This window comes from Streptomyces sp. NBC_01775 (assembly GCF_035917675.1).
In the GTDB taxonomy this organism is placed as follows: Bacteria; Actinomycetota; Actinomycetes; order Streptomycetales; family Streptomycetaceae; genus Streptomyces.
The window spans coordinates 787,869-805,571 of sequence record NZ_CP109104.1 but is presented as its reverse complement, the minus strand read 5'-3'; the positions used below and the strand labels follow the sequence as shown (position 1 = coordinate 805,571).

15 protein-coding genes are annotated in these 17,703 nt (G+C 70.6%); 10 read left to right on the top strand and 5 right to left on the bottom strand.

Annotated features, from left to right (window positions below):
* Positions 1-98: 98 nt before the first annotated feature.
* Genes OHB04_RS03885 through OHB04_RS03855 form a run of 7 tightly spaced genes read left to right on the top strand, consistent with a single transcriptional unit; the run spans position 99 to position 6,506 of the window.
* On the top strand, positions 99-1,475 hold the full coding sequence (locus OHB04_RS03885; protein ID WP_326806809.1) for an MFS transporter: 1,377 nt from the start codon (positions 99-101) through the stop codon (positions 1,473-1,475).
* Positions 1,472-3,205 (top strand): dihydroxyacetone kinase family protein, encoded by a 1,734-nt coding sequence (locus OHB04_RS03880; RefSeq protein ID WP_326806808.1) that lies wholly within the window; start codon positions 1,472-1,474, stop codon positions 3,203-3,205. The genes OHB04_RS03885 and OHB04_RS03880 overlap by 4 nt, the downstream gene beginning before the upstream one ends.
* A 55-nt stretch (positions 3,206-3,260) precedes the next feature.
* Positions 3,261-3,734: a ribose-5-phosphate isomerase gene (locus tag OHB04_RS03875; RefSeq protein ID WP_326686259.1), complete on the top strand. Its 474-nt coding sequence runs from the start codon at positions 3,261-3,263 to the stop codon at positions 3,732-3,734.
* Positions 3,734-4,495, top strand: a complete 762-nt coding sequence (locus OHB04_RS03870; protein ID WP_326686258.1) for a triose-phosphate isomerase family protein — start codon at positions 3,734-3,736, stop codon at positions 4,493-4,495. The genes OHB04_RS03875 and OHB04_RS03870 overlap by 1 nt, the downstream gene beginning before the upstream one ends.
* Positions 4,495-5,310 carry a sugar phosphate isomerase/epimerase family protein gene (locus tag OHB04_RS03865; protein WP_326686257.1) on the top strand — a complete coding sequence of 272 codons (816 nt, stop codon included), beginning with the start codon at positions 4,495-4,497 and terminating at the stop codon, positions 5,308-5,310. The genes OHB04_RS03870 and OHB04_RS03865 overlap by 1 nt, the downstream gene beginning before the upstream one ends.
* A gap of 2 nt (positions 5,311-5,312) precedes the next feature.
* The gene (locus tag OHB04_RS03860; protein WP_326806807.1) at positions 5,313-6,170 is read left to right on the top strand and encodes a phosphogluconate dehydrogenase C-terminal domain-containing protein; all 858 of its coding nucleotides are present in this window, start codon (positions 5,313-5,315) and stop codon (positions 6,168-6,170) included.
* 33 nt (positions 6,171-6,203) lie between these two features.
* Positions 6,204-6,506: a hypothetical protein gene (locus OHB04_RS03855; protein ID WP_326686255.1), complete on the top strand. Its 303-nt coding sequence runs from the start codon at positions 6,204-6,206 to the stop codon at positions 6,504-6,506.
* 130 nt (positions 6,507-6,636) lie between these two features.
* Here OHB04_RS03855 and OHB04_RS03850 read toward each other — a convergent pair whose 3' ends face one another.
* Positions 6,637-7,107, bottom strand: coding sequence for a hypothetical protein (locus tag OHB04_RS03850; protein WP_326686254.1), 471 nt, complete (start codon positions 7,105-7,107; stop codon positions 6,637-6,639).
* A gap of 375 nt (positions 7,108-7,482) precedes the next feature.
* Positions 7,483-8,502, bottom strand: a complete 1,020-nt coding sequence (locus OHB04_RS03840) for a LysR family transcriptional regulator (RefSeq protein ID WP_326686253.1) — start codon at positions 8,500-8,502, stop codon at positions 7,483-7,485.
* Between the two features lie 378 nt (positions 8,503-8,880).
* Between OHB04_RS03840 and OHB04_RS03835 the strand changes: the two genes are divergently transcribed.
* From OHB04_RS03835 to OHB04_RS03825, 3 genes are all read left to right on the top strand, one after another.
* The gene (locus tag OHB04_RS03835) at positions 8,881-10,131 is read left to right on the top strand and encodes a M24 family metallopeptidase (RefSeq protein WP_326806805.1); all 1,251 of its coding nucleotides are present in this window, start codon (positions 8,881-8,883) and stop codon (positions 10,129-10,131) included.
* Positions 10,132-10,203: 72 nt separating this feature from the next.
* A complete protein-coding gene (locus OHB04_RS03830; RefSeq protein ID WP_326686251.1) occupies positions 10,204-11,508 on the top strand; it encodes an MFS transporter in 1,305 nt (434 codons plus the stop codon).
* Between the two features lie 48 nt (positions 11,509-11,556).
* On the top strand, positions 11,557-12,834 hold the full coding sequence (locus OHB04_RS03825) for an NAD(P)/FAD-dependent oxidoreductase (protein ID WP_326686250.1): 1,278 nt from the start codon (positions 11,557-11,559) through the stop codon (positions 12,832-12,834).
* Positions 12,835-13,001: 167 nt separating this feature from the next.
* Here OHB04_RS03825 and OHB04_RS03820 read toward each other — a convergent pair whose 3' ends face one another.
* From OHB04_RS03820 to OHB04_RS03810, 3 genes are read right to left on the bottom strand one after another with little or no spacing between them, the layout of a single operon-like run.
* Positions 13,002-14,396: a phosphotransferase gene (locus OHB04_RS03820; protein WP_326806804.1), complete on the bottom strand. Its 1,395-nt coding sequence runs from the start codon at positions 14,394-14,396 to the stop codon at positions 13,002-13,004.
* A complete protein-coding gene (locus tag OHB04_RS03815; protein WP_326806803.1) occupies positions 14,393-15,277 on the bottom strand; it encodes an NUDIX hydrolase in 885 nt (294 codons plus the stop codon). Before OHB04_RS03815 ends, OHB04_RS03820 begins: the two co-directional genes overlap by 4 nt.
* A complete protein-coding gene (locus OHB04_RS03810) occupies positions 15,274-17,283 on the bottom strand; it encodes an ABC transporter ATP-binding protein (RefSeq protein ID WP_326686247.1) in 2,010 nt (669 codons plus the stop codon). The genes OHB04_RS03815 and OHB04_RS03810 overlap by 4 nt, the downstream gene beginning before the upstream one ends.
* Between the last annotated feature and the right edge of the window lie 420 nt (positions 17,284-17,703).

Genomic DNA, 17,703 nt, shown 5'->3' with positions numbered 1-17,703 from the left:
ATCGGCCCCGTCCGGCGTGGCCAGCCCCGCTGACCCCCTTCGTGTGCCGAGAGTGCCCCAAGTCCGGACAGAGCTGTCCGGAGAGCCGAGGAGTGGCCATGCCTGTCAGTCCCGCGTCGCCCGTGGCGAAACCGAGGTCAGCCGTCGAAGCGTCGGCGATCAGGAAGATCTCGACCCGTCTCGTCCCGTTCGTGGCCCTGATGTTCTTCGTGAACTACCTGGACCGCACCGCGGTGTCGTTCGCCGAACCCAACGGGATGGGGGAGGACCTGGCGCTCACGGCCGCCCAGTTCGGCTTCGCCTCCGGGATCTTCTTCCTCGGCTACATCGTGCTGGAGATCCCCAGCAACATGGCCCTGCACCGCTTCGGAGCCCGCCGCTGGCTGGCCCGGATCATGGTCACCTGGGGCGTCGTCTCACTGCTGTTCACCTGGGTGAACGGCACCGAGCAGCTCTACACGCTGCGCTTCTTGCTGGGCGTCGCCGAGGCCGGCTTCTTCCCGGGCGCGATCCTCTACCTGAGCCAGTGGGTACCCAGCCGCCACCGCACCAAGATCCTGGGTCTCTTCTACCTGGCCCAGCCGCTGACCACGGTCCTCGGCGCCCCGCTCGCGGGCTGGCTCATCGGCCACCACGGCCTCTTCGGGCTCGAGGGCTGGCGCGTGATGTTCCTGTTCGTCTCGGTCCCGGCGATCCTGCTGGGCGTCGTCGCCTGGTTCTACCTGATCGACCGCCCGGCCGACGCCAAGTGGCTCACGCCGGAGGAGCGGGACTGGCTCACCACGGAGCTCGCCGCCGAGAACGCCGAGAAGACGGGTCACGAGGGCAAGCATGCCAAGGGCGACCTGAAGGCCGCCTTCACCAACGCCCGCGTGTGGATCCTCGCCCTCGTCTACTTCGGGTTCGTCTACGGCCTGTACGCGCTCGCGTTCTTCCTGCCGACCATCATCAACGGCTTCCAGGAGGAGTTCGACACCACCTTCAGCGTGATGGACAAGGCGTGGATCACCGCCATTCCCTACCTGCCGGCCGCCGTCGTCCTCTACTTCTGGAGCCGGCACGCCACCCGCAACGGCACCCGCACCCGGCACGTCGCCGGGCCCGCGATCGTCGGCGGCGTCTCCATCCCCCTCGCCCTTTACATGGGCTCCCCGGGGGCCACCGTCGCCGTCATCACGGTCACCGCCTGTTCGATCTTCGCCGCCCTGCCGGTGTTCTGGGCCGTCCCCTCCCGCTTCCTGACCGGCGCGGCTGCCGCGGTCGGCATCGCCCTGATCAACACGGCGGGCAACATCGCCGGATTCGCCTCCAGCTACATCACCGGCTGGCTCAAGGACTGGACCGGCGACTACTCCGTGCCGCTCTACCTCGTCGGCGCCTTCATGCTCCTGTCCGCCGCCCTGATGATCTTCCTCGCCTCCCGTGCCCCCCAGTCCCCGTCCGCCCCCTCAGCTCCCGCGGAGACCCAGCGATGACCCGCCTGTACAACGACCCCGCTGCCTTCGCCGACGAAGCACTCGAAGGGTTCGCCGCCGCCCATCGCCGCTGGGTGCGCCCCGTCCCCGGCGGTGTGGTCCGGGCCACCGCGAAGGTCCCCGGCCAGGTGGCCGTCGTCATCGGTGGTGGCTCCGGCCACTACCCGGCCTTCTCCGGCCTGGTCGGACAGGGCCTCGCGCACGGTGCCGCCGTGGGCAATGTCTTCGCCTCCCCCTCCGCGCTACAGATCCGCACGGTCGCCAAGGCCGCGCAGTCCGGCGGCGGGGTCATGCTCCTGTACGGCAACTACGCGGGCGACGTCCTGCACTTCGGTCAGGCCGCCGAGCGACTGGCCGCCGACGGCATCCCGGCCCGTACCCTCGCCGTCGCCGACGACCTGTCCAGCGCCGCGCCCGAGGAGGCTCACAAGCGCCGTGGCATCGCGGGTGACCTGCCCGTCTTCAAGGTCACGGCCGCCGCCGCCGAGCAAGGCCTGCCGCTCGACGAGGTGGCGCGGGTGGCCGAGCACGCCAACGCCCGCACCCGCTCCTTCGGCATCGCCTTCTCCGGCTGCACCCTGCCCGGTGCAGACCACCCGCTGTTCACCGTCCCGGAGGGGCGGATGGCCGTCGGTCTCGGCATCCACGGCGAACCCGGCATCGGCGAACAGGCCGTGCCCACCGCCGACGAGGCCGCCGAGCTCCTGGTGTCGACCCTCCTGAAGGAACTCCCCGACGGCGTGGCCGGGTCGCGCGGACAGCGCGCCGCCGTGATCCTCAACGGCCTCGGCTCCGTCAAGTACGAGGAACTCTTCGTCGTCTACCGGCGCGTGGCCCAGCTGCTCGACGACGCGGGCGTGCAGACCGTCGATCCCGAGGTCGGCGAGCTCGTGACCAGCTTCGACATGGCCGGCGTCTCCCTCTCTGTGACCTGGCTCGACGACACGCTCGAAGCGTTGTGGACCGCGCCCGCCGACACACCCGCCTACCGGAAGGGCGCTGTGCCGCAGGTGGCCGCCGCCGACGCGGAGGAGACGTCGCAGGAGACCGACAGCGGCCCCGAGCCGTACCGCGCGAGTGACGACTCCCGCCGGGCCGCCGGCATCGCACTCGACGCCCTGCGGCTGATCAAGGAGACCGTCGACGCGCACACCGACGAACTCGGACACATCGACGCCGTCGCCGGCGACGGTGACCACGGCATCGGCATGCAGCGCGGCGCCGGCGGCGCCCACGAGGCGGCGCTGCGCGCCCAGGAGTCGGGGGCCGGAGCCCGCAGCCTGCTCACCGAGGCCGCCGACGCCTGGGCGGACAAGGCCGGCGGTACCTCCGGCGCTCTGTGGGGCGTCATCCTCCGCTCGATGGCCGACGCGCTCGGCGACACCGACCGGCCAACCCCGGCGACCGTCGCCCGCGGAGTCGTGCGGGCGTCCGACGGTGTGCGCGAGGCCGGCGGCGCCGAGGTCGGCGACAAGACGATGGTCGACGTCCTCGTACCGTTCGCCGACACGCTCGGCCGGCAGATCTCCGAGGGCGCCGCGCTGCCCGCCGCCTGGGACGTCGCCGCCGACGCCGCCGAGACGGCCGCCAGCGACACCGCGCGCCTGCTGCCCCGCATGGGACGGGCCCGTCCGCACGCCGAGAAGTCCCTGGGCACCCCCGACGCGGGCGCACACTCCCTCGCCCTGATAGTCCGCGCCGTCCACAGCGCGCTCGCCCACCGCCGGTAACACCCCGACCCTCTCCAACCCTCTGACCCCCTGACTCCCCGTAAGGACATGTCACATGAGTGAGCAGCTGCGGATGGTCGTCGGCAGCGACGACGCCGGCCACCAGTACAAGGAGGTACTGAAGAAGGACCTCCAGGCCAGCGACCTTGTCGCCTCCGTGACCGACGTGGGCGTGGACGCCGACGGGCACACCCCCTACCCCGAGATCGCCATAGCCGCCGCGGAGATGGTGGCGCGCGGCGACGCCGACCGGGCGCTGCTCGTGTGCGGCACCGGCCTGGGCGTGGCGATCGCCGCCAACAAGGTCAAGGGGATCCGCGCGGTCACCGCTCACGACTCGTTCTCCGTGGAGCGCGCGATCCTCTCCAACGACGCGCAGGTCCTCACCTTCGGGCAGCGCGTCGTCGGCCTGGAACTGGCCCGCCGGCTGGCCGCCGAGTGGCTGACCTACCGCTTCGACGACGCCTCGCCGTCCGCCGAGAAGGTCCAGTTGATGAGCGACTACGAGAACGAGTCCGAGGCCGCCTGATGAACGCCCCCGTCCTGCTCGGGGTGAGCCTGAAGATGTACTTCGGCCACCACGAGACCCTCAACTGGGCGCGGAAGATCGTCCAACTGGCCGACGAGCACCCCGCCGTCACCAGCGGCGCGGCCCGCCTGTTCGTGCTCCCCGCCTTCCCGGCGATCGTGCCGGTGGCCGGGGTCCTCGCGCGCAGCGGCGTCGACATCGGCGCGCAGGACATCGCCACGGAGGACACCGGCGCCTACACCGGCGAGGTCTCCGGCCCGTACCTGAGGGAGATCGGCTGCCGCTACGCCGAGGTCGGCCACGCCGAGCGGCGCCGCCTCTACGGCGAGGGCGACACGGTCGTCGCCGGGAAGACGGCCGCCGCCCTGCGCAACAAGCTCACCCCCGTCCTGTGCGTCGGTGAACTGGACCCGGTCGAGCCGGAGGAGGCCGCGCGCCGCACCGTCGCCGAGGCGGCGCGCCTGCTGCACGGGCTCAGCGGCAAGGTCGTCCTCGCGTACGAGCCGCAGTGGGCCATCGGCGCGCCCGAGCCGGCCTCGCCCGAGCACATCACCACGGTGTGCGAGGCGTTGGCGGAGTGGCTGAACTCCGGTCCCCAGTACGCCGGCTCGACCGTCATCTACGGCGGCAGCGCCGGGCCCGGCCTGCTCACCCGCCTCGGTGGTTCGGTCGGCGGTCTGTTCCTGGGGCGCTTCGCGCACAACTCGTCGGCCGTCGGGAACATCCTCGACGAGATCAACCCCCGTGCGGCGGTGGCGTGATGGCATACGGCATCAGCACGTACGCGTACTTCTGGCGGATCTCCGAACGCGCTCCGAAGCCGCTGTCCCTCCTGGACATGCTCGTGGACACCAATCAGCTCGGCGGCCGGGTCTTCCAGATCTGCGACTACCCGCCCATCGAGTCCTACGACGCCGCCCGCCTGGCCGACGTCCGCGACGCCGCACGCGACCTGGGGCTGACCCTGGAGCTCGGAACCCGGGGCGTACGCCCCGGACATCTGGCCAAGTACCTGGATATCGCCGGGCAGTTGGACGTCACGCTCGTCCGCTCCATGATGAACACGGCCGACCACCGGCCGACCGTCGAAGAGGCCACGACCCTGCTGCGGCAGGCACTGCCCGCCTGCACCGAGGCAGGTGTCACCCTCGGCCTGGAGACCTACGAGCAGGTCTCCACCGACGACCTCGTCACCGTGGTGGAGAACGTGGGCAGCCGGCGGCTGGGCGTCGTCCTCGACCCCGGGAACAGCGTCGCCCGCCTGGAGCGGCCCGTCGACGTCGTCGAGGCCACCGCCCCGTACGTGGTCAACGTCCACGTCAAGGACTTCGCCTTCACCCGGCGCGACGGCTGGGTGGGCTTCACCTACGCGGGCTGCCCGCTGGGTACCGGCCTGCTGGACTACGCCGCCATGACCGCCGCGGTCCGGCCGCACGAGCGCGGCATCAACCAGATCGTGGAGCACTGGCTCCCGTGGCAGGACGACGGCTTCGACACGACGGCCCGCCTCGAAGACCAGTGGACCCGGCACAGCATCAGCACCCTTTCCAGCAACACCCTTCTGAGGAGCGAATGACCATGGCCACCGCGAACCAGACCGTCGCCGTCATCGGGGCCGCCGGCAAGATGGGCCAGCGTGTCTCCGACAACCTGGTCGGGAGCGACTTCCGGGTGCTCTTCAGCGAGGCATCCGAGAAGGGGCAGGAGCTGATCCGCTCGCTCGGCCGCGAGCTGACCGACTCCGACGCCGCCGCCAAGGAGGCCGACGTCGTGATCCTCGCGGTGCCGGACATCGTCCTTGGCACCGTCTCGGAGCAGCTGGTGCCGCTGATGAAGCCGGGCGCCGTCGTCCTCACCCTCGACCCGGCCGCCGCCTACGCGGGCCTGCTGTTCGCCCGCGACGACGTGCACTACACCTGCGCGCACCCCTGCCACCCGTCCGTCTTCCTGGAGCGCACCACCAAGGAGGAGTGGCAGGACACCTTCGGCGGTATCGCCGCGCCGCAGGAGGTCGTCGCCGCGTACGAGGGCGGCGACGCCGACAAGCAGGCGCTCGCCGAGTCCGTCATCCGCGTCATGTACGCCCCGGTCGTCGACGTCCACTGGGTGACCGTCAAGCAGCTCGCCGTCCTGGAGCCGACCCTTGTCGAGACCATCGCCTGCATGGTCGGCGCTCTGCTCACCGAGGCGCTGCACGAGACCGTGCACACCGTCGGCGTCCCCGAGAACGCCGCCCGCGCCATGCTGCTCGGCCACACGCAGGTCGCGCTCGCGAACACGCTCAAGGGCTCCAACCCGTTCTCCGACGCCTGCCTCATCGCCATGGACTACGGCCGCGAATCGATCGTCCGCGACGACTGGAAGAAGGTCTTCGACGACGCCGAGCTCGACAAGGTCATCACGCGCATGCTGAAGATCAAGGAGATCAAGCGCTGACGCGACACCTGGCACTCCAGCAGCCCCTGCGCCGTGTTCGGGGCGTCGCCTACGGCGAAGACGGCACCGTACCGGACCCGGTTCGCCGCCTCACTGCTCCGGTGGACCGTCCCCGGCCAGGACGACGGCTGGAGGTTCGGGCAGGAGAGCGTCACCAGCACGGGTGCCACCGCTCCCGACGGCCGCAGGCTGCGTTTCGTGCACAACTGGTCCTGGGCCGAGGTACCGGTCCGGCGCCCCGCCGTCGTCCGGGACGTGCCCGACGGCACGGATCACCAGGCGGGGGAAGAACTGAGGCTGAACGCCTGGGACGTCAGGGTCCTGCTGGAACGCTGACGAGATTGCGGACCGGAGTGGCCACGACGCCGGGACCGGGGCGTGAGCCGGTGGCACGCTGTGCGCCGCGCAGTCGTCCCGGCACCGGGGGCCCCGGTGCCGGGACGGTGTCCTAGGCCCGGTCGGGCGCTCAGTCGAACACGAATGGCCCGGGAGTCTGCGGGGAGGTGGCGTCGCAGGTCACGGTGACACCCAGAACCGTGATCGTCAGTGACTGGGCCTCCAGGGCGTCGCCGGAGGCGACCGTGCCGTCCAGTGGGCCGGTGGAGACCGGGCTGCCGGCGGGGAGGGCCGGGTTGGCGCTACCGGTGAACTGCGTGGTCCCGGTCTCGTTCTTGCTCAGGGTGAGCGTCGAGGAGACGGAGCCGGCCGCCACGTCGATGGGTGAAGTGATCGCGTCGGTGGTGACCGTGATGGTCGCGGCGGTGCCGTCCTGGGTCGCGTCGAGCGTGGCCTCGCCCGAACCCCATGTTCCGCAGTCGAAGGAGATCGTGGCGGTCTGCGGCTCCACCGCGTAGGCGCTCGGTGCCAGGGCGAGCGTGCCGGCGACGGCGGCGCCGATACTCAGGGCCGTGCCTGTTGCGAGTCTGCCGTGTCTCATGAAGTCCCGCCTTCGTGTGGGGGTGGGGTGGGTGCGCACCCCAGATCTGATGGCTGGTCAGCTTCCGGAAGCGGTCCCATTGAGTCACCGCGATCTTGAGAGGGCAAGGCCGATCCCAGGATTTTTCATCATGTCCAAAACAATTCGCCGATCCGCTGTGCCCGGGAGATCGCAGCCCGTGCCGCGCCGCGGGGTCATCCCCGGTCCCGCTGGTGGAGACGGCTCGGAAGAGTGGCGTGAACGCGGCATTGCCGGCGGCGCTCGCGCCGTGGCGCGAGCCGCGGGCGGTGCGTGACCCGGGCAAGACCCCGCTGGACCTTGGCGCTCGCGACTGCCCTGGGCGGGGACTGCCCGGCCGGTGTCGCGGTGCTGAGGTCAGCCTTCGTCGGCCGGATCCTTGAGCAACCGGAGCGAGGTGGCCGTGTCCAGAGCGGCACGGACGAAGGCCCGCTCCGACGGGCGGTCCCTGGTCGACGTCCGCCGGATGACGGTGATCCGGCGCCTGATCGGCTCGCGGAAGGGGAAGACGTCGACGCCCACGGGCCGCAGCGGCAACGCGAGTTCGGCGACCAGAGTGACGCCGAGACCCATCGCCACCATCGCCATCGCTGTCGACTGCTCGTCGATCTGATGCGCGATGTGCGGCGTGAAGCCGGCCGCCCGGCACACCGACAACAGGGCGCGGCCGAACTCGGTGTCGGTCCCGGACGCGACCCAGGAGCACTCGGCCAGGTCCGCGAGCTCCACCGGGGCGCCCGAAACCGTACGGTCCTCGCCGGTATGCCGCGGCAAAGCGGCAGCCGGGGGAGGCCGCTCGGCGGACCCCCTGGGATCCGTCGGTGCGCCCAGGCTCCCGTGCGGGGCGACGAGGTGGAGCTGTTCCACGCCGATGAGCGTGCACTCCAGGGCGCTGTCCCGGACGGCGGAGCCGGGTGCGGCTGGATAGTCCAGCACGAACGCCAGGTCGAGGTCGCCGTCCCGTACGGCCGACTGCGTCTCCTCCGGTACGACCTCCCTGGTCTTGACCCGTACGCCGGGGTGCCGTTCGGCGAGGGTGGCCAGCGTGGGTGGCACGAGGGTGCCCGCGAGGGTCGCCAGTACGCCCACGGTGAGGTCGGCCGTGAGGGTTTCCCGGGCCTGCTCGAGCGCTATCCGGGCGCGCTCCTCGGCGGCCAGGATCTCCTCGGCGTGTTGCGCGAGCACACGCCCGGTCTCCGTCAGGCGCACGCGGCGCCCGACATGCTCCAGCAGCGGCACACACACCTCACGCTCCAGCGCCGCCAACTGCTGGGAGACGGCGGAGGGCGTGTAGTGGAGCGCCGCCGCCGCTTCGGTGAGGGTGCCGCAGCGGGCCAGCTCCCGGAGCATCCGGAGACGGTTCAGCGAGAGTTCCATTAACCAAATCTAAAGTGATGACTGAAGGATTTCCCAATAGACGTGAAGGAATTCGGTGAACCAGACTGCGTGCACAGCGAGAAGCGAAGGTCGGCTGACCTCGCTCGCGCAGCCCGGGCAGCCCGATCTCAGTCATCCACCTGTCTCAGCGTCATCCACCTGTCTCAGCGATCACGCCGGTCCCTCGCATACGTCAGCACAGCCGGCACGGCCGGGAAACGGCCGAACGCGGCCCGGCCCGTAGCCGCACGCCGGGGAGAGCACGAGCACCAGGCCGCCCGAATGTCCCGCAGCCCGCCGCGGCACGCATGCCGCGGCAGGCAGGGCGTGCGGCCACCGAACGAGCCACGGGAAATCCTTCATCAGGAAGAGGGTCACATGGGTACCTCAGAGCACAGCGGATACGGCCCGAACATCACCCGGCTCGGCAACGCTCCGTCGCCGGGTTGGCTCACCGAGGAGTCCGCGGCGGCGGTACGGGCCGCCGAGGGCCCCGCCTTCGACGAGGCCGAGTACGGTGCGCGGCTGAGCGAGCTGCGCGGTCGCATGGACCGGCTGCCGCTGGACGCGATGCTGGTCTTCCGCCCCTCCAGCGTGGAGTACCTGTGCGGCTATCACACAGCGGAGACGGCTCCCCAACCGCTGCTGGTCACCGCCTCCGACACCCATCTCTACCTTCCCGACCTGGAAGTCGGCAGGGCGCTGGCCAGTTCGGTGGCCGGGAATCTCCACTTCTGCGGTTACGCGGACGCGCTGGTCGGGCTCGAACTCTTCCTTCAGCACGCGGCATCGGTGCTCCCCGAGGGCGCCCGCGTGGGCGTCGAGATCGGGCATGCCTCCACACCCCCGCGCGCGCTGGACATCCTGCGCGAGCACGGTCTGACGGTCGTGCACCCCGACTACCTCGTCGAGCGGGCCCGTCTGGTGCTCTCCTCCGCCGAGCTGCGCCGGGTGGAGGAGGCAGCCGCGGTGACGCAGCGGGGGGTGGAGGCGGGAGTGGCCGCCACCCACGTCCCCGGCGCCACCGACTCTTCCGTGGCCGCCGCGATCGCCGCGGCGCTGTACGCCGAGGCCGACTCGCCCTCCGCCTGGGGGCCGCTCGTCGTCACCGGGCAGCGCAGCGGCATTCCGCATTCGAGCTGGGTGGGACGGGAGTTGGGCAGTGGGCCCACCTTCATGGAGTTCGCCGGCACCCGGTCGCGCTACCACGCGCCGGTGATGCGCACCGTGGTGCGAGGCGGCGCGCTGGGCGCCGCGGACCAGCGGCTGGCCGAGCTCGCGCGTACCGCCGTCGCCGCCGTGCTGGAGACCGCGGCGGACGGCGTCACCGCCTCGCAGGTCGCCGTCCAGGCGGGGAAGGCGCTCGGCCGGCTCCCGGACGACGTCATGTTTCACCAGCTCTTCGGATATCCCGTCGGCCTGGCCCACAAGCCGCACTGGATGGACGGTGCCCCGTTCTATCTCACTCCCGACAATCACGAACCTCTGGTGAGCGGGATGGTGTTCCACATTCCGGGCTCGTTCCGTTCCTTCGGCAAGTCGATGGTCGGACTGAGCCAGACCTTCGTGGTGGAGGAGCACGGCACCCGAGTACTCACCCACGGGCCGGCGGACATCATCGAAGCGTGAATCCGCAATGACCTGAACCGTTCCGGCGCGTACGCGCCGGAACACCCGGAACAGTCGGACAGGAAGCCCAGGATGAGCGAACTGCGGGAAAAAGGCCCTCGCCCACAGACCGACAGAGCGATGCAGCGCCGTGCGGTGACAGCCGCGATGATCGGCAATGCCACCGAATGGTACGACTACGCCACGTACGGCTATCTCGCCGTGGTGCTGGCGAAGGTGTTCTTCCCGCAGTCGGAATCCAGTCTCTCACTGCTCGCATCCTTCGCCACCTTCGCGCTGGCCTTCGCCGTCCGGCCGTTGGGCGCCTTTGTACTGGGGCCGCTGAACGACAAGATCGGCCGTAAGAAGACACTTTCGCTGACGATCCTCACCATGGCCGGAGCCACCAGCGTCATCGGCCTGCTGCCCGGCTACGGCACAGCAGGCGTGTTCGCTCCCCTCGCGCTGCTCCTGGCCCGGATGGTGCAGGGCTTCGCGGTGGGCGGCGAATACGGCGGAGCCTCGACCTTCGTCGTCGAGTACGCCCCCGACCGGCGCCGCGGATTCTGGGCGAGCTGGCTGGAGTGCGGGGCACTCGCCGGCTTTCTGCTGGCCTCGGGACTCACCACCGCGCTCACTTATCTGCTGTCCGACGCGGCAATGGAATCCTGGGGTTGGCGGATCCCCTTCCTGATCGCCCTGCCGCTCGGCACCATCGGCCTCTACCTCCGGATGCGCCTGACGGATACGCCGAGCTTCCACGCACTCGTCGAGCAGGACGCCGAACCGGGCGCCCCCGTCCGGGAGGCACTCACAGAGCATCGACTGCGGGTGCTCATCTGCGGGGGCATCGTCATCTGCTCCAGCATCGGCACCTATGTGCTGCTCACCTATCTGCCCAGTTACCTCTCCGAAGAGCTGGGCATGGCCTCGGCGACCACGCAGTTCCTGGTGTTCATCGCCGGAGCACTGCTCACCGTGGCCATTCCCTTCGCGGGCATGCTCTCCGACCGCGTCGGACGCAAGACCATGCTGATGGGCGCGGCCCTCGCGTACGCCGTGCTGGCCTATCCGGCCTTCCAGCTGATTCAGCAGGCCAGTTGGCCCCCCGTGCTCGCCGGAATACTCATTCTCACGCTCTGCCACATCCCGATTCTGGGGACCACCACCGCCACCTTGCCCGCGCTGTTCCCCGCCCGGGTGCGCGGCACGGGCGTGGCCATCGGCTACAACGTATCCTTCGCCATTTTCGGCGGTACGGCTCCTCTCCTGATGACCTTCGTGGTCGAGAAGACCGGAAACCTGAACATACCCGCGTTCTACCTGATGTTGGTGGCGTTGGTGACGCTGATTCCTGTGGCGTTCATGCCGGAGACCGCCGGAAAACCTCTCGACTGACAGGTGCCCGCAGACCGTATTCCCTCTCCAGCGCATTCTGAGGTGATCGTGAACACAACCCGTACCGCCCCCGAGCATGTTGCCGTCGTCGGCGCCGGCATGGCCGGACTCTCCACCGCGTGGTTCCTCCAGGAACGCGGTGTGCGCGTGACCGTGCTGGACCGTACGGGAGTTGCCGCGGGCAGTTCCTGGGGTAATGCGGGCATGCTGAATCCCGCGTTCACCGTGCCGCTTCCGGAACCTTCCGTGTTGCGCTACGGCTTCAGGTCGTTCCTCGACCGCTCCTCGCCGGTGTCCATACCGCCGGCGATCGACCGGCAACTCTGGTCGTTTCTCCTGTCGTTCGCACGCAACTGCACGGCACGGCAGTGGCAGCGCACGATGACGGTGTTCAACGAACTCAACCGCGCCTGTCTCGCGGCGTACGAGCAGCTCGCCGAGGGCGGCGTGAGCGCGCCGGTGAAGAGCGCCGACCCGCTCGTCATCGCCTGCCGGAACCGTCAGGACCGGGAGCACATACTGGAGGAATTCGCGCACATGAGCGCGAGCGGCGGCGACGAGGCCCGGTACGAGACCGTCACCGGTGGGGAGCTGCGGGAACTCGAGCCCGTACTCAGTGCCGAAGTCCGCACCGGACTGCGGGTGTACGGGCAACGCTTCATCAACCCGCCCGAATTCATGCGCACTCTCGCGGAAGACATCCGCGACCGGGGTGGCGAGATCGTCGAGGATTTCTCCGTGGCCCGGGTCCACGATCTGGGTGAAACCGGCGTCGAGTTGGTCCCCTCCGCCACCTCGAAGGCGACGGACACGGTACGTGCCGACGCCGTCGTACTCGCCGGTGGCGCCTGGCTCAACGACCTGGCACAACCCTTCGGCGTACGCATGCGGGTGCAGGCGGGACGTGGATACAGCTTCACGGTACGACCGCGGGTGATGCCCACGCACCCGATCTACCTGTCGGGCCAGCGGATCGCCTGCAATCCGCTGGGCGACCGCTTCCGGGTCACCGGCAGCATGGAGTTCCGCGCGCCCGACGCGCCGTTGGATCCCCGGCGTATTCGCACCATCATCGAATCCGCACGGCCGATGTTCTCCGGCATCGACTGGAACGACCGCCACGAGGAGTGGGTCGGATCGCGCCCCTGCACCGCGGACGGGCTGCCACTGGTCGGTCCAAGCCGCTCACCCCGGGTGCAGATAGCCGGAGGACACGGGATGTGGGGCATGGTGCTCGGGCCGCTCACCGGCAGGCTCCTCGCCGACGCCATGACCGGCAACGGCGAAGTGCCACCGCTCCTGCGGCACCTCGACCCGCTGCGCTGAGCACCAGGCACGGTGCCCGGCGTACCGGGTCACCGAGCGGTCTGGATTCGGCGTTGTCGTCAGCACCGGCGCCATGGCGGAAGCCCCGGGCGGTGCGTGATCCGGGCAAGATCCTGCTGGATGTGGCGCTCGCGGTCCCGCCCGGCGGGGCGGTGGGAGACGGTCGTTCACAGCCGGTGTTCGGCGCGGAGGTGCGTCAGGGTGCGGCGCCCTCGCTCAACCAGTTCGGGATCGCCGTGGGCGGTGCCGAACCGCATCCCGGAGAGGGAATCGAGGGCGGAGTCGGTGACCAGACGCCGCTCTTCGAGAGGGGTGAGCTTGCGGCCGTAGCCGGTGAGGAACGCGTCGAAGAGGTCTGGTCGGCCGGCCCACGCGTCGGAGAGGCGGACCAGATCCCGTACGGCCGGGGCGGGCTCGCTTCTTTCGAAGTCGATCACGGTGACAGAGCCGTCCTCGGCCCGTAGCAGGTTGCGGAGCTGGAAGTCCCCGTGAGTGATCACCTGCTCCAGGCCCGGCAGATCCTGAGCCCGTTGGATGAGGGTGCGGATGAACTCCTCGTCTCCTGGGCCGAGGTGGGGGCGTGCTCCTCGCAGATGACGGTCGACCTTTCCCAGGTTCGGGCCGTGGTCGGCCGCGGCGGGGTGCGAGGACGCGCTGCGGTGGATGGCCGAGGCGAGGGCGCCGATCCGGCGGAAGAGCCGCTGCTGCTCCTCGGGCGGGTGTACGGCGCCGTGCAGTGGGCGGCCGGGCACCGCGGTGACGACGATGGCACGCAGTTGTGCGTCAGCGGCCACCAGCCTGGGCACGGCCGCGCCCAGGTGTGGGATCCAGGTCCGGTAGGCGGTCACCTCCCGGCCGTGGAAGCGGTCGCCGGCGTGGACTTTGACGTACCACGTTCCCCCCGCCCTACCGCTGGCCCGCCACACCTGGCTGGTTTCACGGGACCAGGAGGTGTCCGTCCAGGTGGCGACGGGTCCGACCGCCCGCTCCGCGAACTCCCGCACCGCTGTCTTCGGCCGGTTCCCCTCGGGCGGTTCGCCGGTGGCGGGGATGAGGCGGAGCCGGTCTTGCGCAGGGTTGCAGGCGATCGAGTCCCCCGGCTCTTGGAAGTGCACCGCGAGCCGTCCACCGCTGCGGTAGGCGTCCAGCCCGGCCCGGCAGTAGGCCACCATCGGCGCTGGAAGCTCGTCCAGCCGGTAGAAGCCCATGGCGTCGCACACCTGCGGCTCTCGGATGTGTGGTGAGCGCTGCCAGCGCCGGACCTCGAAGAAGAGCCCGAGCCGGGCGTCCCCGCCGGGGCTGCGGTGGTGCACTGTGGCGGCCGTACGGACATCGACGGGGTCGATGACGACGCCGGTCTCCTCGCGCGCCTCGCGCACCAGCGCTTCGACGACGTCCTCGTGCGGGCCGTCCAGGTGCCCGCTCGGCAGGTGCCACAGCCCGGACGCGTACACGGTGCCGGCTCGACGTGAGAGCAGTACCTCCGGGCCCACCGTGCCCTCGCGCCGCAGGATCACGTGCACGTCGACGGGCTCCGTGTGCCGTTGTGGAGCGTTGCTCATACTTCACCTCGGGTGGGGTGCACTTCGCGCGGCAGCGCGCGCAGGTCCTCGCGCACCAGGCCGGGGCCGAGGGCGCCGGTGGCCTCAAGCCGGCCGGCCGTCGCTGCCCGGGCAGCGGCCGTCTCAGGCGCGGCTCCCGTTTGCGTGCCCGGGGCTCGCCGGGGAAGTGTGCCCTTGTGCAGGCCGGTTCGGCCTGCACCCGGAGTCGGCTGGGCGGTCATGACCAGCCCAGCTCGGTGTAGCGGCGTCCCGCTCGGATGCCTTCGATGGCTGCCCGGGTGTAGGGCACGACCTGCTCGGGAAGCGCGTCGGGGTGCCACCAGCCCCAGCCGGTGCATTTGTCGGGCTCCAGGAGGCTCGCCGGAGGCGAAGGGCTCGGCCTGTGGTGACGTATCGCCGCAGGCGGGCTCGGTTCCGCCGACGGCGTGGCGACGCACCAGAGCGAGGGTCGAGGGGCTGATCCGCGGGCGGGGGAACACGTCCGGGGTGAACCGGTGCAGCATCACTCCCTCGGTCAGCGCGAGATCGGCGGGTTCACCGTTCCACCGGCCCGCGTAGACGGCGATGGGGACGGTCTCACCGTCGCTGCCGCGGGCTTCCTCGATGGCGAGCGGTTCCAGTACGGCGATGTCCAGGCCGGCTTCTTCCCGCGGTTCCCTGCGGACGGTCTCCTCCAGCGACTGGTCCTGCGGTTGACGACAGCCGCCCAGGAGCGACCAGGCACCCGGTTCCCGGATCAGGCCCGGCAGATGGTCGCGCAGGTGCAGCAGGTACTGGCCCTCGTCGTTGCGGATCAGGGCCGAGGCGTTCACGGGCTCGCGCGTGGTGGCAGGCCGCCGGGCTTCGCCCTGAGACGGCATCGGGGCGCGGTGCGTGCTCACTGGTTCTCCTTGGGCTGGGGGGTGGCGCCGCGGCGGGGGGAGGGGAGGTACTCTGCGGGCGCCGGGCCGGCCCCGTACTGGGCGGCCTGGGCCTCGAACATCTCGCGGTACCGGCCACCGTCGCGGGCCATGAGCTGCCCGTGGGTGCCCTTTTCGACGACGGCGCCCTGGTCGAGGACGTAGATGTGGTCCGCCTTCGCGGTCGCGGCGAGCCGGTGCGTGACGAGGACGACCGCGGCACCGTTGTCAGCCAGGGTCCACAGCCCCTCGAACGCCTCGATTTCCGCATGGGGGTCGAGTGCGGAGGTGGGTTCGTCGACGAGGAAGAACGGTGCGTTCCTGTATCGGCTCCGAGCGTTTCCCAGCTTCTGCCACTGCCCGCCGGAGAGCTGGACCCCGCGCTCGTAGCCTTTGAAGACGATGGAGTCCCAGGCGTGGGGCAGGCCCTCGATCAGCGTTCTCACATCGGCGGCCTGTGCGGCCTCCTTGATCCGGTCCATGTCCCGGGGCCGGTCTCCGGCGCCGATGGCCACGTTCGTGCCGGCGGTCATCTCCCAGTGGGGGAAGTCCTGGCTCAGCAGCCCGACGGAGGCGAAGACCTGGGTGCGGTCCGCTTCGCGGATCTCGACGCGGTTGCCGGCCGCACCTTCCCACCACACGTTCCCGTCGGCGGGAAGCAGCAGACCGGCGAGGATCTTGGTGAGCGTGGTCTTGCCCGAACCGTTCGCCCCGACCAGCGCCGTCACCTCACCCCGCCGCACGGACACGCTCACGCCCTCCAGCGAGGGCGTTTCCGCGCCGGGGTAGGTGAAGGAGACATCCTCGACGTGGATGGCCTGTACGGGGGAGGGCAGTGGCGTGCCCGTCCGCGGGATGGCGTGCCGCGCGGCCAGTTCGGTGGCGTTCTTGGTGTCGGTCAGGAAGAGGGTCTCTTCGTAGAGGCGGTTGACCTGCTGGACGAGGGAGGTGAGCCGCGCGGTGGAGTTGCGGATGGCGATGACCGCGGTGCCGCCGACGGCCAGCGGCAGCGCGCCGCTGGTGAGCAGCCACCACAGCATGCCGTAGCAGGCCAGGGACGCCAGCCCGGAGAAGCCTCCCGCCGCCAGATCGGTGTGGGCCTGTGCCCGCGCCAGCCGCCGCTGTTCGCCTTCCGTCTGCCGGGACATCTCCTCATAGCCGCGCAGCAGCCTGGCACCGGCCGCGTGCGCGCGGATCTCGCCCGCGGCGTGCGGCCGGGTCAGGTACGCCAGCAGCGAGGCGATGGCACGCCGGTGATCGACCCAGTTCAGCCGTGAGGTGTACTCGCGGCGGGCCGAGCGCACCGCGCCCCATCCCTTGGGCAGGGCGATGGCCAGCAGCATCGGCAGCAGCAGAGGGTGCAGCGAGGCCAGCACGGCCGCGGCTGCCACCATGCTGATCAGCACATTGCCCACACCCACTGACAGCCGGAGCATGTTGCGAGCGGAGTCGGTGCCGAACTTCCCCGCTTCCAGGACGCGTTGGACCTCCGGGCGTTCGGTCGCCTCCACCTCGACCCGGGTGACGGCCTCGTAGTAGCGGGCGGAGACCGCCCGTTCCACCTGCGGCTCCAGACGGCCGGACATCGCCGTCGACCACGCCGCCAGCACCGCTGCCCCCACCGACACCAGCGCCAGCACCACCAGCGAGGGGAGGGCCTCGCGGAGCTTGTCCGCGGTCGGGCCCCGGGAGAACAGCTGGGTGAGGACGCTGTTGACCGCGACCAGGCCCCAGGCGGCGGTCACGCCCTGCCCGAGCTGTGCCACCACGACACCGGCCAGCGCACGGCGGTCTGCGGCCCATCCGGTGCGCAGAACCATCCCCGCCATGCGCGGCAGCGCCGCGGCCATCTTCCCGAAGCCCATCCGGGTCAGCGCGCCCTCGTGGTGCACGAACGACATGTCATAGCGCAGCCGGCCCCCGTACAGCTCCCGCTCCGCGTCCGAGATCCCGCGCGCGGTCCGGTCCGGCTTCCGTCGCAGCCTCATGCACACCGTCCCTGTGTCGCGGGAGGAAGGGACCGGTCCGATCCCGGAAAGGGTGAGGTCGCCGGCGCGGGCCTCGCGTTTGCGGTGAGGTGCGGGGCGGCCCCCGTGGACAAGGACTCATCGGCACACCGGTCCGGCACGCTGTGGGCTCGCCGGCCAGGCCCGCCGCGGGTCTGGACCCCTGTCTCGCAGCATCCGGGGCCGGCGGCGCTGAGCGCGGCGGCGTCAACGCCGCGCCACGCGTCCATGGCGGAGGGGCTGCCGGGACGGTTCTGTTCGATTGCGGTGAAAGGAGACGCTGGAGCAGGTCTGCGAGCCACGGTGTCCTCCGGATGGGCGCACGAGGGGTACTGGTGCTCTAAGAACGGACCCGAAACGGGTGCCGTTACGGGTACGCGGCGAACAAGAGTTCCGTTCTGC

Coding starts and splice junctions, on each gene's coding strand:
- OHB04_RS03885 (WP_326806809.1), top strand. CDS start 99: ATGCCTGTCAGTCCCGCGTCGCCCGTGGCGAAACCGAGGTCAGCCGTC.
- OHB04_RS03880 (WP_326806808.1), top strand. CDS start 1,472: ATGACCCGCCTGTACAACGACCCCGCTGCCTTCGCCGACGAAGCACTC.
- OHB04_RS03875 (WP_326686259.1), top strand. CDS start 3,261: ATGAGTGAGCAGCTGCGGATGGTCGTCGGCAGCGACGACGCCGGCCAC.
- OHB04_RS03870 (WP_326686258.1), top strand. CDS start 3,734: ATGAACGCCCCCGTCCTGCTCGGGGTGAGCCTGAAGATGTACTTCGGC.
- OHB04_RS03865 (WP_326686257.1), top strand. CDS start 4,495: ATGGCATACGGCATCAGCACGTACGCGTACTTCTGGCGGATCTCCGAA.
- OHB04_RS03860 (WP_326806807.1), top strand. CDS start 5,313: ATGGCCACCGCGAACCAGACCGTCGCCGTCATCGGGGCCGCCGGCAAG.
- OHB04_RS03850 (WP_326686254.1), bottom strand. CDS start 7,107: ATGAGACACGGCAGACTCGCAACAGGCACGGCCCTGAGTATCGGCGCC.
- OHB04_RS03840 (WP_326686253.1), bottom strand. CDS start 8,502: ATGGAACTCTCGCTGAACCGTCTCCGGATGCTCCGGGAGCTGGCCCGC.
- OHB04_RS03835 (WP_326806805.1), top strand. CDS start 8,881: ATGGGTACCTCAGAGCACAGCGGATACGGCCCGAACATCACCCGGCTC.
- OHB04_RS03830 (WP_326686251.1), top strand. CDS start 10,204: ATGAGCGAACTGCGGGAAAAAGGCCCTCGCCCACAGACCGACAGAGCG.
- OHB04_RS03820 (WP_326806804.1), bottom strand. CDS start 14,396: ATGAGCAACGCTCCACAACGGCACACGGAGCCCGTCGACGTGCACGTG.
- OHB04_RS03810 (WP_326686247.1), bottom strand. CDS start 17,283: ATGAGGCTGCGACGGAAGCCGGACCGGACCGCGCGCGGGATCTCGGAC.